The organism is Anaerolineales bacterium (genome assembly GCA_022866145.1).
Lineage (GTDB): Bacteria > Chloroflexota > Anaerolineae > Anaerolineales > E44-bin32 > PFL42.
Genome location: JALHUE010000316.1, coordinates 1 through 14,828 on the forward strand (window position 1 = coordinate 1; position 14,828 = coordinate 14,828).

At 66.1% G+C, this 14,828-nt stretch carries 15 protein-coding genes; 2 read left to right on the top strand and 13 right to left on the bottom strand.

What is annotated here, in order from left to right; translation table 11 throughout:
* From MUO23_09750 to MUO23_09805, 12 genes are all read right to left on the bottom strand, one after another.
* Positions 1 to 311: hypothetical protein (locus tag MUO23_09750; GenBank protein MCJ7513236.1), on the bottom strand; the 311-nt coding region annotated here is incomplete at its 3' end.
* Positions 311 to 868 (bottom strand): GNAT family N-acetyltransferase, encoded by a 558-nt coding sequence (locus MUO23_09755; protein MCJ7513237.1) that lies wholly within the window; start codon positions 866 to 868, stop codon positions 311 to 313. The genes MUO23_09755 and MUO23_09750, both read right to left, overlap by 1 nt.
* 27 nt (positions 869 to 895) lie before the next feature.
* A complete protein-coding gene (locus MUO23_09760; protein MCJ7513238.1) occupies positions 896 to 1,582 on the bottom strand; it encodes a hypothetical protein in 687 nt (228 codons plus the stop codon).
* A gap of 12 nt (positions 1,583 to 1,594) precedes the next feature.
* Positions 1,595 to 2,443, bottom strand: a complete 849-nt coding sequence (locus MUO23_09765; GenBank protein MCJ7513239.1) for a purine-nucleoside phosphorylase — start codon at positions 2,441 to 2,443, stop codon at positions 1,595 to 1,597.
* Positions 2,440 to 3,288, bottom strand: a complete 849-nt coding sequence (locus MUO23_09770; protein MCJ7513240.1) for a tyrosine-type recombinase/integrase — start codon at positions 3,286 to 3,288, stop codon at positions 2,440 to 2,442. Before MUO23_09770 ends, MUO23_09765 begins: the two co-directional genes overlap by 4 nt.
* A 264-nt stretch (positions 3,289 to 3,552) precedes the next feature.
* Complete coding sequence (locus MUO23_09775; protein ID MCJ7513241.1) at positions 3,553 to 4,395, bottom strand: SDR family oxidoreductase; 843 nt, start codon at positions 4,393 to 4,395, stop codon at positions 3,553 to 3,555.
* A gap of 81 nt (positions 4,396 to 4,476) precedes the next feature.
* Entirely contained in the window at positions 4,477 to 5,451 is a 975-nt protein-coding gene (locus MUO23_09780; protein ID MCJ7513242.1) for an aldo/keto reductase, read from the bottom strand.
* A gap of 305 nt (positions 5,452 to 5,756) precedes the next feature.
* Positions 5,757 to 6,206: a hypothetical protein gene (locus MUO23_09785; protein MCJ7513243.1), complete on the bottom strand. Its 450-nt coding sequence runs from the start codon at positions 6,204 to 6,206 to the stop codon at positions 5,757 to 5,759.
* Positions 6,207 to 6,237: 31 nt separating this feature from the next.
* Positions 6,238 to 6,792, bottom strand: coding sequence for a PadR family transcriptional regulator (locus MUO23_09790; GenBank protein MCJ7513244.1), 555 nt, complete (start codon positions 6,790 to 6,792; stop codon positions 6,238 to 6,240).
* A gap of 347 nt (positions 6,793 to 7,139) precedes the next feature.
* Positions 7,140 to 7,988, bottom strand: coding sequence for a DegV family protein (locus tag MUO23_09795; protein MCJ7513245.1), 849 nt, complete (start codon positions 7,986 to 7,988; stop codon positions 7,140 to 7,142).
* Between the two features lie 73 nt (positions 7,989 to 8,061).
* Positions 8,062 to 9,783, bottom strand: a complete 1,722-nt coding sequence (polX, locus tag MUO23_09800; protein ID MCJ7513246.1) for a DNA polymerase/3'-5' exonuclease PolX — start codon at positions 9,781 to 9,783, stop codon at positions 8,062 to 8,064.
* Positions 9,784 to 9,827: 44 nt separating this feature from the next.
* Entirely contained in the window at positions 9,828 to 10,406 is a 579-nt protein-coding gene (locus MUO23_09805) for a CAP domain-containing protein (protein MCJ7513247.1), read from the bottom strand.
* 168 nt (positions 10,407 to 10,574) lie between these two features.
* On the opposite strand from MUO23_09805, the gene MUO23_09810 reads away from it, so the two are divergent.
* On the top strand, positions 10,575 to 10,958 hold the full coding sequence (locus MUO23_09810; protein ID MCJ7513248.1) for a hypothetical protein: 384 nt from the start codon (positions 10,575 to 10,577) through the stop codon (positions 10,956 to 10,958).
* A gap of 321 nt (positions 10,959 to 11,279) precedes the next feature.
* Positions 11,280 to 13,316: an excinuclease ABC subunit UvrB gene (gene uvrB / locus MUO23_09815; protein MCJ7513249.1), complete on the top strand. Its 2,037-nt coding sequence runs from the start codon at positions 11,280 to 11,282 to the stop codon at positions 13,314 to 13,316.
* Here the strand turns inward: uvrB and MUO23_09820 are convergent.
* Positions 13,313 to 14,719, bottom strand: a complete 1,407-nt coding sequence (locus tag MUO23_09820) for an ATP-binding protein (GenBank protein MCJ7513250.1) — start codon at positions 14,717 to 14,719, stop codon at positions 13,313 to 13,315. The two genes, uvrB and MUO23_09820, sit on opposite strands and share 4 nt — an antisense overlap.
* Between the last annotated feature and the right edge of the window lie 109 nt (positions 14,720 to 14,828).

Here is a 14,828-nt window from a genome sequence, read left to right on the forward strand (position 1 = left end):
CGGGACCGGCGGCCGGTGGCCTCCAACAGCGTATCGCTCAGGTGAAGGTAGCTGGCCGGCAGCACACACAGGCCCAGCCATCCAATGCGCAGCCAGGCCTCGACCTCCTGCGGATTGGCGGTCAGCCCGGCCATGACATCTCCGAAGTACACGAGCGTCAGGCTCCCCAGCAGGACGGCCGTCGAGCGCGCCACGCGCTCGCGCAGGTTGAAGGTCAGGGCATAGGTCAGCAGCGAGAACGCCGTGATGGCGTTGGCGGCCTCAAGGATCTGGTTGAGGACAACCAGGCCGGCGACGAACAGATTGTCCATTACCCCTCGGGCCGCTCGCGAATGCTCAGCCGGAAGAACAGGGCGATGTCCTGATCGGGGTAATACTGGTCACTGTACCCAGCAAAGGAGAACCCGAGTTTGCGCGCCAGATTGATGGCCGGAAAGTTCTTGCTCTGCATTTCTGCGAACAGGCTGTCGTAGCGCCGCTCACGGCACCACCTGCGCGCCATCCCGATCATGGCGGTCGCAATCCCCTGCCGGCGGTGCTTGCTCGAGACGACCAGGTCCGAGATCCAGCCCGAGTTGTCGGCTGGGGCCGGAACGAGCGACAGATACGCCAGTCGCTCCCCGTCTGCCTCACCTACCAGAACGGCGGCCCTTCGAGTCCACTCATCCGCCAGGCGTTGCGGTGCTCGCGGGTAGTGGACGCGCATCGGGCGCGGCAGGCGCACCTGGCGAAAGGTCAGGCTGATCTCGTCGCTTGAACGGTTGAGCGCCATCTGCCAGACGTGGTCGGTGCTGTAGTCATGATCCAGGGCGACCAGGTCGGTGATGTCGCTGGAGATCGCCTGGCGGATGCTGATGCGCTGCGTCATGGCTAGCCCCTTTTCGCGGATCGCTCCTCAAGCAGCGGCCTGAACCCGGACCTGGAGCATGCACGGAAGCGGGGCATTGCCTGCGGCATCCGTCACCACCAGGCGGAAGGCGTAGTCCCCCGGGATCACGAGCGAGGTATCCCAAGTTCCCAGTTGGTCATCCACCACGGGGGTTGTTCCGGCCCACACCGCCCGCCACACCGCTCCCGGAACCAGGCTGATGTACTCTAGCTTGTAGAAGGCGAAGTTCTCAATGTTGGCTGTACCTGCAACCTCGACGACACCGCTCAGGCTGTCTCCGTTCGCCGGTGCCGTCACCGTCGCCACCGGATTCTGGCATCCGGCAGAATCGACCGTCACAGCCGGAAGCGGAGTGGCAGTGGCCAGCTGCTCCCCTGAGGCAACCAGGGCCAGGGTCGCGGTCGGCAGCAACGACAGGGTCGGCAAGGCTGTCGGGCGGATGGAGGCCGGGATTGCCGGGGCCGCGAAGGTGGAGACCAGGAAGGTAACCAGCATCAGCCCCAGCACTGTCCCCAGCATCGCCGCCGAGGCGCGTAGCCGTCCGGTAGTCCGCTCACGCTCGAGGGCGAAGATCGTCTCACGTCGCTGTCGATACGAACGCAGCACCTGGCGAAGGTATAGCCCGCCAGCCAGTGCCAGCAGCAGGTAGATCCAGGCCTGATTGGCCTCGACGAACAGGATGGCTTCTTCCATGCCCCGATCGCGTCACAGTCGGTTCAAGACGCCCCGAAGAATGGTCAGCACCTTGGGCACCAGGATCTGACCCGCCTGCAGGACCTCTTCATGAGTGGTGACGGTGTCGCCGTCCAGGTTCGCCTTGTTGCTGATCCCGGAGATGCCCAGGACCCGCATCCCACTGTGTCGCGCCACGGTGACTTCAGGCACGGTCGACATACCGACTGCATCCACGCCAATGCAGCGTAAGAAGCGCAGGTCCGCCGGCGTTTCGAAGGACGGGCCGGCCAGGCAGGCATACACCCCCTCGTGAGCCCGAATGCCGGCCGCCGCCGCCACCTCGGCTGCTAGGCGCAGCAGGCCCCGGTCGTAGGCCTGACTCATATCGGGGAAGCGAGGCCCAAAGGCGTCCAGGTTCGGGCCGCGCAACGGAGAGAGGCCGGACATTCCGAGCAGGTTGATATGATCGCGGATGAGCATCACATCGCCCGGCTGATACTCGGGATGGACGGCTCCGGCGGCGTTTGTGACGAACAGCGTCTCAACCCCCAGGCGGCGCATCACCCGGATCGGCAGTCCAATCCGGGACATGGGGTGACCTTCGTAATAGTGGGCCCGGCCCTGCAGCACGATGACAGACCTGGCGCCCAAGCGACCCGCAACTACGTTTCCGCCATGGCCTTCAACGGTGGGCACCGGCCAGCCGGGGACCTCCTGCGCAGGAATGCTGACTGAGCTCTCGAGAGCGTCCGCCAGCGGGCCCAGACCCGACCCCAGAACCACGCCCACTTCAGGAGACTGCGGAAGTCGCGAACGCAGGAAGGCTGCGACCCGGTCGATTTCCTCGACGGTCAAGAACTCGGCGGATGAGTCGCTCACTGGGCAGCTCCCTCCCGCTGGACCCGGAGAGCATTCGGACTGCTGAGCCCTAGAATCTGCTGGACCTCCCGCCTGGATTTGCCTTGCCCAAGCAAGTGGTGCGCCAGGGAGTGGCGAAGCGAGTGCGGAGAGACGTCTTCGCCCAGGCCTGCGGCCCGCGACCAGCGCTTGACAACGAGCCAGAGCCCCTGACGGCTCATCACCGTGCCGCGCTGGTTCAGGAACAACGCCTGCTCACCGGGCGCGCCGGCCAGATGTTGACGGGCCTGCTGCAGATACCGCTGCAGATGGGCTTGGGAAGCCCCCAGCGCGACCGGGCTACGCGTGCTGCCAGGCACTCGCACCGTGCCAGCCTCCAGGTCGATATCCGGGAGCTTCAACCGGACGGCATCGGCCGCCCGAAGGCCCGTGCTGTACAGCAGCGAGAGAATCGCGGCATCCCGCATCCCGCGCGCCGATCCGCTGCGTGAAGCGAGATCGACGATGAGGCCGATCTCGTTCGGGGTCAGGACACGCGGGGATTGGCGCGGCGGGACCGGCGCCCGCAGCCCGGCAGTCAGGCCTTCCGGAACGCTCTTGTCGTGTACATGCAAGAACTCGACAAATGAGCGGACCGCGGCCGTCTTGCGCGCCAGGGTCGCCGGTCGATAGGTTTGCTGGGTTAGCCAGGAAACGTAGCCTGCGAGCGACTCAGGGGAGAGGTCCGACGCCTGCACCTGTCGACCGAGGTGGGATTCCAGGATGCGGCAGAACTGGCGCAGGTCAGCGTGATACGCCAGGAGAGTGTTCGGGGATCGCCCCTGTCCCTTCAGGTGGGCCAGGTAGCGGCCAATGGCCTCGTCCATACACGGAGCTCCAGACGATGGTTGCGGCGGTGATTATAGCATCGTCGGCTCATACTTTCCATAAGTGCGCGCAAGGCGCCGCGGCGCGCCCGAGGCTCACCCGCGGGCAACCGAACAGGCGCCGAGGTTGCCGTGGAGGATCGCCCGGCTCCCGTATCTCCTTGGAGTCTGTGGCGGACCAGCTCGGGGGGCCAGTGGCAGCCTGGAGCAGCCTCCACCGGCTCCGGTTGACCGCCGGCTGCGGGGAACGCAGGCCAGCGGGCTTCAGGGTTCGACGCGCCGCCGCCATCGGCGCCCCGCCCGCCAGCGGCAGGCCAGGGCTATCGAGTACCGGTTCCCCGCCAGCGCCCTCAGCCAGCGGTAGCGACGGCCCGGGACCACCACCCGCTTGCCCTCGGCCAGGCCTACCAGCGACTCCCGCACGACCCGCTCAGCGGACAACCACAGCACCCCGGGGATTCGGGCATGTATATCGATCCCGTCGAACTCCGGCGTCGAATGGAGTTCTGTAACCGTGAACCCAGGGCACAAGGCTTGGAAGCACACGCCAGTGCCTGATGTCTCCTCGGCCAGCGATTCCGAGAAGGCGTTCAGATATGCCTTGCTGGAACCGTAGGTCGGCGAGCTCAGCCGGGAGAACATCCCGGCCAGCGATGACACCTGGATAACGGCACCGTGCCCCCGGGCGATCATCTGAGGTAGCACAGCTCGCGTCAGCCGAGTCGGGGCGATGACGTGCAGGTCGAGCAGGGAGATCTGGCGGGAAACCTCTGCCGCTGCAAACCGGCCGACGAGGGCCACGCCGGCACTGCTGACTAGCAGATCGATGTCTGATCGGGAAGACAGGCGCTCGGCCAGCGCCTCCAGGGACTCCCGGTCGGTCAGGTCACAGACCTCGATCTCAACGGGAGCGCTCGAGCTCGAAGCCAGTTCCTGGGCGAGCTTGGCCAACCGCTCTCGCCGGCGGGCTACCAGCACCAGCCCCATGCCAGCCGATGCGAGCTGACGGGCAAACTCCGCCCCAATGCCGCTCGAGGCGCCGGTGATCACCGCAACGGGCGGCCCCCCTCCCTTCCTTGCCACGGGGGACCATGTCGGCTTGCTCATGGGTTCCTACTCCTGGGGCTTTCGCATGGAGCCGTCCTCTTGTTGCGCGCCTCCGCGGAGGCCCCGCATCGACGCAAACTGTCAAATCCAGGCCGAGGCCTGATCCAGAGCGGCCACTTCGCTCTCCTCCAGTCGCAGACCGACCGCGCCGAGGTTCTCGCCAAGCTGTTCGAGCGACCGCGGCCCGATAATCGGGCTGGTGACGCTCGGCCGGCTGAGGAGCCATCCCAAGGCCATCTGCAGGGCGGACTTGGATCGAGCTGTGCCCAATGAATGAAGAGTTTCGAGCACGGTCCAGGGACGCGACTGGCCCAGCCAGGCCTGAATGCGACTGCTCGACTCGCCCCTGGTCCCGGGCTCGGGCGCCTCTCCCTGGCGGTACTTGCCAGTTAGGAAGCCGCCCGCCAGTGGGCTATAAGGGATCACTCCCAGGCCGTAGCGGAGGCAGACCGCTTCGAGCTCGCGCTCATACTCGGCTCGGTTGAGCAGGTTGAAATGCGGCTGAACGCAGACGAAGGCGGCAGTGTGCTCCCGATCTGCAACCCACAGAGCTTGCATCAATTGCCACGCCGGGAAATTGGAGCACCCGAGATACCGCACCTTTCCCTGCTGAACCAGCCAATCCAGGGCACTCAACGTCTCCTCCAAAGGCGTCTCATCGTCAGGCCAATGGAGCTGGTAGAGGTCGATGGTCTCAACGCCGAGCCGCCTCAGCGAGGCCTCCGCCGCCTGCTGGATATGGGCCCGCGACAGACCCTGATCATTGGGCGCATCTCCCATGGGCCCGCGGACTTTGGTGGCGATCACCGTCCGTTCCCGCCGGCCGGGTGAGGCCCGCAACCACTTCCCAAGGATGGTCTCGGCCACGCCGCCCGGGTTTCCCGGGACCCAGCGCGAGTAGACGTCGGCCGTGTCGATGAAATTGATCCCCGCCTCCTCCGCAGCGTCCAAGACCGCCAGGGAGGTGGCCTCGTCCGCCGTCCAACCGAACTGCATCGTGCCCATACACAGCTCCGAGACCTTCAGTCCGGTCGCACCCAAGCGTCGATAGTCCACTGTCGGCTCCTCCGGCCTCGCGGGAGGCTGAAGCTACAATATTACTTCCACACACCGCCGGGAGGGTCCGGTCGTGATCGGGTTCACAGGCTTGCTCGCCCGTTCGGCGCCGATCGGGGCGGCCGCCCTTCAAGCGGGATGTGCCGCCCAGGCAACCGCCTGGCATGGCACCTCCTATGACCGGCCGCGCCCGGCGTCGCACTTCGCTCTCGAGAGGCGTCGCCCTTCGCTAGGAAATTGGGCATCCAGGAGGAATGGACCACCTCCTCCGATGTGACCTCAAAGCGGATCGGCATCTCCACCGGCTAGTGAAGGTCGCTCGGGGTCAGCCCCTGCTCGGGGTAGTGGAACTCCCATGCGAATTGCCGTCCGATGACCTCGACGACCATCGGCTTGTCGGCGGCGGCTTCGCTGGCGGAAAGCACGCGGAACGAATACACCACCATCACGACCACCAGCAGTGCCGGGATGGCCGTCCAGAACACCTCGAGCGAGGTGTTGCCGTGGATCAGAGCGCCTTCGGTCTCATCGCCGGCCCGGCGGCGGAAGCGCAGCACGGAGTACACCAGCAGGCCCTCAACCAGAACGAAAACCACCGTGGCCGCGCCCAGCATGAAGTTGAACAGGCGCTTCACTAGCTCGCCGCGGGTCGAGGCGGTCTCCGGCAGCAGGTTGACATTGGCCGCCACCAAGTAGCCGCACACCAGCACCACAAGGAAGATGGCCGAAACGACAATGACCGTTCTTGCCTTCACCGTGAAGCACCCTCGCGGTGGAAGTTCATGTTCAGTGCGATCTGCCTGGACCGGCAGCCGGCCTGGCTACGTCCCATGGTGGATTCCCGGCCAAGGCCGCGAGCAGAGCATCCAGCCAGCGAGCCTCAGCCTCAAGGTGCGCCCGTTGGTGGGAAGCCACCCACTCGGTCGAGCCGAAGAGGAAAGGCGCGTGGCGCAGGCTATCCTGCTCCGCCAGGATCTGCTGCCGGCGGCCGCCCAGACACTCGGCGGCCTCCTTCGCCGATACAGCGGAGAGGAAGGCCAGGCCGACGTCTCCGGTGAACCTGGAAGGCTTGTAGGTTGAGAGGTTCGTGCGGAGCAGCTCCTGGAACTGGGCTTCGCCTGCTTCAGTGATCCGGTAGACCCAGCGCGGCGGGCGTTTGCCCTGGCGAGAGCGCGTGCGCGCCACCCAGCCAGCCTTCTCCATCTTCCCCAGCAAGAAGTACACCGTCGGCTTCTTCAGATCCGTGCAGTAACGCAGGTCAGACTCGACCCATCCCACGAGACGATAGCCGTGCATCTCTTCCTGACGCAGCAGGCCCAACAGCAGCAACTCGCGGTCCATATCCCTAGTCAAGGCAAATTAGTCAAATCCGACCTACAACGTGCCTATGGTACGCCGAACCACTCGTGTTTGTCAACCACTCCAGCCATCCATGGTGGGGGACCGAGCCCACCCAGACTCCCGCTTCGGGGCAGATCTCCGCCCATGCGGGGGTTGGGTGGCGAACCTTGCTTCGCATTACGCCTTGCTGGATGACTACGCGCATCCGGCCGTCTTGGATTGCGCCTACCGCGAATCGGACGGTGGGGCCGGGAAGCCTCCCGGCCCCACCGCGACTCTCGGGGCGTTCTGCTAGGGCAGGCCCGGCGCTCCCGAGGAGAGGACCGCCGGCCGCGTGCGTGGCTTCGCTAGACTTCGGTGCAGTATGCCAGACCGAGCGTCCCGGGCCCGGCGTGGGTACCCACGGCGGGGCTGACGGCTGTCAGGTGCGCCTCAATCGGCTTCAACCTCTTGGTCGCCTCGGCCAACAGCGCCTCGGCATCCTCTGCCGCCGCTGCATGCAGCGTCGCGATCCGAAGCACCTTCTTCCCTCGGACCCGCTCCTCAATGACCTCCAACAGCCGCTCGCGAGCCTTACCCCGGGTCCGTACTTTCTCGAGCGCCTCGACCCGCCCGGCCCGAACCTCAAGCAGCGGCTTGAGGTTGAGCGCCGAGCCCAGAAAGCGGGATGCCCCGCCGATCCGCCCGCCTCGGTGAAGGAATTCCAGCGTGTCGACAAGGAAGACCACCCCGGTGAGATCCTTCACCCGCTTGGCGAGGGCCAGGACGTTGTCGAAGGACTCCCCGGCCTCCGCCGCCCGAGCCGCAGCCAGGACCTGGTAGCCCAGAGCCATGGCCACGCTCTCCGAGTTGACGATCTCGATCCTCGCCCCGGGAAACACCTTCTTCGCCTGCTCGGCAGATTGAATCGTCCCGGAGAGGTGCGGAGAGACCAATATCGCCAGGATGGGGACGCCGCGCGCAACCAGCGGCTCGAAGATCACCTGGAAGGTGGCGATCGTCGCCTGAGAGGTGGTCGGCATCGTCTTGGAGGTTCTGAGGCGGGCGTAGAACTCGGCGGGCATGATGTCCACACCGTCGCGCATCTCCTCACCGTCCCAGATCACGATCTGCGGGGCGACGAGGATCTTGTACTTGGCGATGAGGTCAGCCGGGATGTAAGCCGTACTGTCGGTGACAATGGCCAACTCGGGCATTTCCCCTCCTGGTTCCTGCCTGGTTAATCGTCTAACCCGCTAGAACCCCGCGAGGGGGGATAGGTTGCGTCAGCTAATTCTTCGTCCTGAGCCAGGCCTGCAGCTCGTCCAAGGGCCAGGCGTTGGCGATCTGAGCGGCTTCCAGCCAGGCACGCCGGGCGATCCCTACGCCATAGCGGCGCAGCTGGAAATCTGAGGGGCGGTGGGCATCGGTGTTGATCGCCAGCATGCACCCGAGCTCTCCGGCTCGCCGGGCGTGCACGTCGTTCAGATCCAGGCGGTCAGGATGAGCGTTGATTTCGAGGATGGTGCGCGTTCGCTGTGCCGCCAACAGCACTTCGTCCAGGTCCAGGTCGGCTCCCTCGCGTCCCTCGACCATGCGCCCGGTCGGGTGGCCGATCAGGTCGACATGCGGGTTGCCGATGGCGGCCAACAGGCGGGCCGTCGCCTGTTGCCGCGGTTGGCGCAGCGAGGTATGCAGGGAGGCCGTGACCAGGTCCAGCTCCGCCAGGACCGAGTCCGGGAAATCCAGGCGGCCGTCGGCCAGGATCTCGACCTCGGTGCCCTGCAAGAGCCGCGGCTGCCTGCCCACCAGTCTCTGAGCCTGCTCGATCTCCTGGCGCTGTGCTCGCAGCCGATCGACCGTCAGCCCCCGGGCTACGCCCAGACTCTGGCTGTGATCGGAGATCACCAGATACTCGAGGCCGGCCTCCCTGGCGGCCACGGCCATCTCGGCGATCGTGGCCATCCCATCGCTCCAGGTCGAGTGCGCATGGAGCTCCCCACGCAGGTCGGCCTCGGCGACCAAGACCGGAAGCTGCCCGGCAGAGGCAGCCTGCACTTCTCCGCGGTCTTCGCGCAGCTCCGGTGGGATCCAGGGGAGGCCGAGGCGGTTGTAGACGTGTCCCTCTTCGCCGGCCAGAATCTCGGTGCCATCCTGCTGACGGAAACCGTGTTCGGATAGCGAAAGGCCGAGGGCCTGGGCCCGCTCACGCAGGCGCACGTTGTGGGCCTGCGAACCCGTCGCATATTGCCAGGCGGTCCCAAAGCGCGGCCCGGGGTGCACCCACAGCTGCGCTTGCAGGCCGCCATCGAGCTCGACGCTGATCTTGGTGTCCCCCTGGCTACGTACTCGCCGGACCTCCGGGAAGGCCGCAAAGGCCGCCAGGACGACGCCTGGATCGGCAGAGGCCACGACCAGGTCAATGTCACCAATAGTTTCCCGCCAGCGCCGCAAGCTTCCTCCGAGCTCTGCCGATTCGACCCCCTCAGTCGCCCGCAGCTTCGCCAGCAACCTCCCCGCCATCGGCAGGGCGACGCCGATCGAAGTGCGCCCGGAGCGGCGATGGTAGGCCTCGATGCTGGCCAGGATCCGGGCCTCGGACTTTTCGCCCATCCCAGACATGGCCCGCAGCCTGCCTGCACGCGCGGCGGCTTCCAGCTCATCGACGCTGGTCACGCCCAGCTCTTTCCAGAAGCGGGCCGCCTTCTTGGGACCCACATCCTGAATCTCCAACACGGCGACCAGACCCTCGGGGACCTCGCCCGCCAGCTTGTCGTAGAAAGCGAGGCGACCCGTCTGAAGCAGCTCCTCGATCTTGGCGGCGAACGCCTCCCCTACCCCGGGGATTTCGCGCAGCCGGCCCTGTTCGGCCAGGGCCGAGACCTCCTCGCTGGTCGTGCGAACCGACTCGGCAGCCCGCCGGTAGGAGTTGACCCGATAGACGGCCTCGCCCTGGATTTCCAGCAGATCCGCGATCCGATCGAAGACAGCGCCGACTTCGCGGTTGTCCATGCCCTCACCTCATCTCGCCGAATGCCAGCTGCCCATGGGCGAACTCAGGGCTCCGAGGCGGCCAACAACAGCGAGACTTTCCACCAGTTTCCATCCCCCTGGATGCCAACCCCGGCGTAGCGGTACTTGCTGCTCAGCAGCAGCTCGCGATTGGCCGGGCTGGCCTCCCAGGCCCGCACGGCATCCGCCGCAAGACCCTCCAGGTTTCTTTGACTTCCATAGACGAGCTCGCCCACAGGCCCCCGAAATCCCGTAGCCTGCAGCAGCTCCTGGGCACTGGGAGAGGCGCCGGAGGGGTCTTCGTGACCGAGGTACTTGCTGGCAGTCATCCCCTGGGCGCGGGCCAGGGCCAGCCCCATCAGCGTTCCGGAAGCCGTCAGCGGAGGCAGCCCTGCCTGGATTCGCAGGACATTCGCGGCGCTGACAACCCCGATGGCGGCTGGCATCATTTGCTCTTCAGAGAGCTGCTCGGGACGGCCGGCGTGCAGCGCAGTCGAGGCCGCCGGCTGCGCTTCGGACGTGGACGCCAGGGGGGGCGCTGGCGCACTCGCCCGCGAGCAGGCAGTGATCCACAGCGCGCTCAAGAGCGCCGCCTTGGCAGTCGTGATCCGGCTGGGCCTCATCAGGCTGGATTATAGCCATGCGCCGCGGTTGGGTCGGAATTCGCCTCCGGTCCCCGGAAGGTCGCATTCTTGTTACGAAACCCCCAGGTGAGCGAAGCTGGGGCCGCATGGCGGCCAGGGATCCGGTATGCTATTCTATGAAGTGGCGCGCGTACCCAAGGCGATCCAGTGTCCAACCCCGACTCCCTCCGCCCCATCATCGTCTACCTGGTGCGTCAGCATCCGCTAGAAAAGGACAGCTCTCGCCCTCCGTTCCGCTGGCTGCATACCGAGAACGACTTCCGCCGCCAGCTGGAGAAGCTGATCGGCCCCTTCGACGAGGCTCAGCTCAGCATGATCGTGGACGACATGCCGGCTGGCCCGGGCTGGGACGTCCTGCTCGAAGCGCTAGGGGAGGAGCGGGTGCGAATGGTCGTCACCCACCTTGCCCCCTTAACCTCGGCCCAGCGGCAGCAGTTGATCGGGGTGTGTGCCGAAACCGGCGCCCGGCTGGTCACCCCCTCCGATGCCGGCCGCAACCGCATCGGATCCCCACCACAACGCAGCCTCTAGCACCAGCGGCCGCTGCCCGGGCCCGAGCTCGCGGGTGGCTTCTGCCAATTCACGGAGCTTGGCCGGCGTAGGCCTGCGTAAGGGAGGCCGGGCGGACGAGTGATCCTCACCGCCTGCGCTATCGGGGTGGACCATCTGGCGGCAATGGCCTGAGCGCCGGCGCCTGCCCGGATGGCCTGGTTCCGAAGGATCCCGCGGACTCCGCCGCGCTCAACCACAGCCCCCGCCCGGCGCACGGTGCAGCCCACACCCAGCCGCTGCGAGCCGGGCCGCTGACCCCGATCCCGCTCGACCGGAATGGTAGAATGACCAGTTGACCCGATGACCGCCTTCAAGCTGCATGCTCCCTACCAGGCCACGGGGGATCAACCCGAGGCCATCGAGCAACTCGTCGCCGGCCTGAACCGCAGCGACCGGCATCAGGTCTTGCTGGGCGCTACCGGCACGGGGAAGACCTTCACCATCGCCAACGTCATCGCCCGCGTGCAGCGCCCCACCCTGATCCTGGCCCATAACAAGACCCTCGGCGCGCAGCTGTATGCGGAGTTCAAGGACTTCTTTCCCGAGAACGCGGTCGAGTACTTCGTCTCCTACTACGATTACTACCAGCCCGAAGCCTATGTTCCCCGGCACGACCTGTACATCGAGAAAGAAACCGACATCAACGAGGACATCGAGCGCATGCGCCTCTCGGCGACGACGTCGGTGATCTCACGGTCGGATGTCATCGTTGTGGCCTCGGTCTCTTGCATCTACGGGATCGGCAGCCCGGAGGCCTACGGGCGGGTTGTTATCAACCTCGAGAAAGGCGCCACCTATCGGCGGGCGGCTGTGCTGCGTCAATTGGTGGAGAGCCAGTATCAGCGCAACGACGTGGACCTACACAGCGGGACCTTCCGCGTGCGCGGCGATACGCTGGAGGTGATCCCGGCATACGATGAGTTCGGCCTGCGGATCAGTTTCTTTGGCGAGGAAGTCGAGCGGATCAGCCGCTTCGATCCGCTGACCGGGGAAATCCTCGCCAGTCTCGACTCGGTTTCAATATATCCCGCCAAGCACTTCATCACCGAGGCTGAGAAGATGCAGGCCGCCCTGCAGGCGATCGAGGCCGAGTTGGCGAGCCGAGTAGAGGAGCTGAAGGGCGCCGGACGCCTGCTCGAAGCTCAGCGGCTTGAGCAGCGCACGAACTACGACCTGGAAATGTTGCGCGAAGTCGGCTACGCCTCCGGCGTCGAGAACTACTCCCGTCATCTCGACCAACGGCCGGCGGGCTCGCCGCCCTGGGTTCTGATCGACTACTTCCCGCCGAACTACCTGCTGGTGATCGACGAGAGCCACATGACAATCCCCCAAGTGCGCGGTATGTATGGCGGCGACCGGTCGCGCAAGGAAACGCTCGTCGAGTACGGATTCCGTCTGCCCTCCGCCCTGGACAACCGCCCGTTGTCCTTCGACGAGTTCGAGCAGCGGGCTGGCCAGGTGATCTACACCTCGGCCACCCCGGGCCCGTACGAGATGGAGCGCGCCAGCCAAGTAGTCGAGCAGATCATCCGGCCGACCGGGCTGGTTGACCCTGAGGTGGAAGTCCGCCCGGTCAAGGGCCAGATCGATGACCTGGTTGGGGAAATTCGACGCCGGGTTGAAGCCGGCCAGCGGGCGCTGGTCACCACCCTGACCAAGCGCATGGCAGAGGATCTTTCCGACTACCTGCAGGAAATGGGCGTCAAGGTCCACTATCTGCACTCCGAGATCGACACTCTGGAGCGGGTCTCGATCCTGCGCGACTTGCGTCTCGGAGTGTACGACGTTGTGGTCGGGATCAATCTGCTGCGCGAGGGCCTGGATCTTCCGGAAGTCTCGCTGGTCGCCATCCTGGATGCCGACAAAGAGGGGTTCCTGCGATCAGACACGGCCTTGATCCAAACGATTGGCCGCGCCGCTCGCCACGTCGACGGCAGGGTGCTCATGTACGCCGACACCATCACCGGGTCGATGCAGCGCGCCCTCGGAGAGACCGAGCGCAGGCGCGCCAAGCAGGTCGCTTACAACCAGGCGCACGGCATCGAGCCGGCCAGTATCATCAAAGCTGTGCGAGACATCACCGACCAGGTGGCCATGCACACCCTGGCCGAATCCAAGGGTGAGTACACGGCGCTCAGGCCGACCGACCTGCCCAAGGACGAGCTGGCCCGAGTGATCAAGGAACTGGAGAAGAAAATGCGGGCCGCTGCCGAGGGTCTCGAATTCGAGCAGGCCGCGGCTCTGCGCGACCAGATCTTTGAGCTGCGCGAGGCCTTAGCGGAAAAACAGGAGCTGCCGCCCTGGAAGCGCGCCCGGGCCCTCGCCGGCGAGATCTAGCCCGCTGCCCGGCCCGCCGCGCCTGCGGCCAGCGGCAGGCGGACCACCAGCTCCGCCCCGCCCTGCTGCCGATTGGCGGCCGTAATCTGCCCGCCGTGTAGTTCCACCAGGTTGCGGGCGATCGCCAACCCCAAGCCAGTGCCGCCCTCTGAACGGGCGCGCGATTTGTCGGTCCGGTAGAAACGCTCGAAGATGAACGGGAGCGCTTCCTCGGGGATCCCCTCACCGTCGTCCATCACCCGGATCTCGGCCCAGCCGCCGGCCTGCTGGCTCAACTGAACGACCACCTCCCCGCCAGGACGCCCTTGCCGAATGGCGTTGGTGAGCAGGTTCCCCAACAGCTGCTCGAGCCGGATCGGGTCAGCGTCCACCGTCAGGCCTTCGATCGGGGCCTCGAGCCGCAGGTTGACCGTCAGGCAGGCTGCCCGGGCAGCGTGGCCTTCCATCACCCTGGCAGCCAGCGGCCGCAGATCCGTCGGGGTCTTGTCCAGGCGCAGCTGCTTGGCATCGGTCATCGCCAGTGTTCCCAGATCTTCCACCAGCCGATTAAGCACCAGCGTCTGATCCAGCACGGAGCGCACCGAGTCTTGCGAAGCCGAGTACACGCCATCGGCGATCCCTTCCAGGCGGGCGCGCATCACGGCCAGCGGTGTCCGGAGTTCATGTGCGACATCGGCGGTCATCTCGCGCCTCAGCTGTTCCGAGCGCTGCAGGCTGCCCGCCATCTGATTGAAGGACTGAGAGAGCTCTCCGAGTTCGTCGCTGCTCCGCATCGGCACCCGTCGTGACAGGTCGCCGGAGGCAATCGCCCGGGCGGCGGAGGTCAGGTCTCGAATTGGCCGCAGGATGGAAGCCGCCAGCAAGCCGCCGACCACAATCGCCAGGGCGCCGGACACCAAAGCCGCCAGCCATAATGCCTGCCGCACCCGGCCCAGGACTTCCTGCTCCACCGGGGTCATCCCCACCGGCCCCGGGATGATGAAGCCCACCGTTACGCCATCAAGCACCACGGGGACTGCGCTCTCGAGCTGGACCGGGGAAAAGGCCTGGCCGAGGATGGCGCGCGGGCCGGCGACGGCCACACCTCCAGCATCAACCAGGATCAGGCCTCGGCCGGCCATTCCGCCGCCCATCATCCCCATGTGGTCGCCCGGAGCGCCCAGCAGACGCTGGGCGCCCTCCCAGGTGCCGCGGTCCTCATAGTAGGCAGTCAGCAGTTCGACCAACGGACCCGGCCCGGCTTCGCCGCCGCGCAGCATGTAGCCCTGGAACTCACGCGCCGCGGCCTGGGCGGCGACGAGGGCCAACGTCGCCAGGGCAGCGGCGATGGAGAGCGCCATGGCAAACAGGATCTTGGCCGCCACGCTGGTGCGCAGCCTCGGACCCCGCTCACTCTTCGGCAAGGCGGTATCCTACCCCGATGACAGTCTGCACGTAGCGTGGCTGGCGAGAATCCGTCTCAAGCTTCGAGCGCAGGTTCTTGATGTGCGCGTCCACGGTCCGTTCGTAACC

Bases quoted from the DNA above. Each gene is read 5' to 3' on its own strand.
- MUO23_09755 (MCJ7513237.1), bottom strand. From the start codon at position 868: ATGACGCAGCGCATCAGCATCCGCCAGGCGATCTCCAGCGACATCACC.
- MUO23_09760 (MCJ7513238.1), bottom strand. From the start codon at position 1,582: ATGGAAGAAGCCATCCTGTTCGTCGAGGCCAATCAGGCCTGGATCTAC.
- MUO23_09770 (MCJ7513240.1), bottom strand. From the start codon at position 3,288: ATGGACGAGGCCATTGGCCGCTACCTGGCCCACCTGAAGGGACAGGGG.
- MUO23_09775 (MCJ7513241.1), bottom strand. From the start codon at position 4,395: ATGAGCAAGCCGACATGGTCCCCCGTGGCAAGGAAGGGAGGGGGGCCG.
- MUO23_09790 (MCJ7513244.1), bottom strand. From the start codon at position 6,792: ATGGACCGCGAGTTGCTGCTGTTGGGCCTGCTGCGTCAGGAAGAGATG.
- MUO23_09795 (MCJ7513245.1), bottom strand. From the start codon at position 7,988: ATGCCCGAGTTGGCCATTGTCACCGACAGTACGGCTTACATCCCGGCT.
- polX (MCJ7513246.1), bottom strand. From the start codon at position 9,783: ATGGACAACCGCGAAGTCGGCGCTGTCTTCGATCGGATCGCGGATCTG.
- MUO23_09805 (MCJ7513247.1), bottom strand. From the start codon at position 10,406: ATGAGGCCCAGCCGGATCACGACTGCCAAGGCGGCGCTCTTGAGCGCG.
- uvrB (MCJ7513249.1), top strand. From the start codon at position 11,280: ATGACCGCCTTCAAGCTGCATGCTCCCTACCAGGCCACGGGGGATCAA.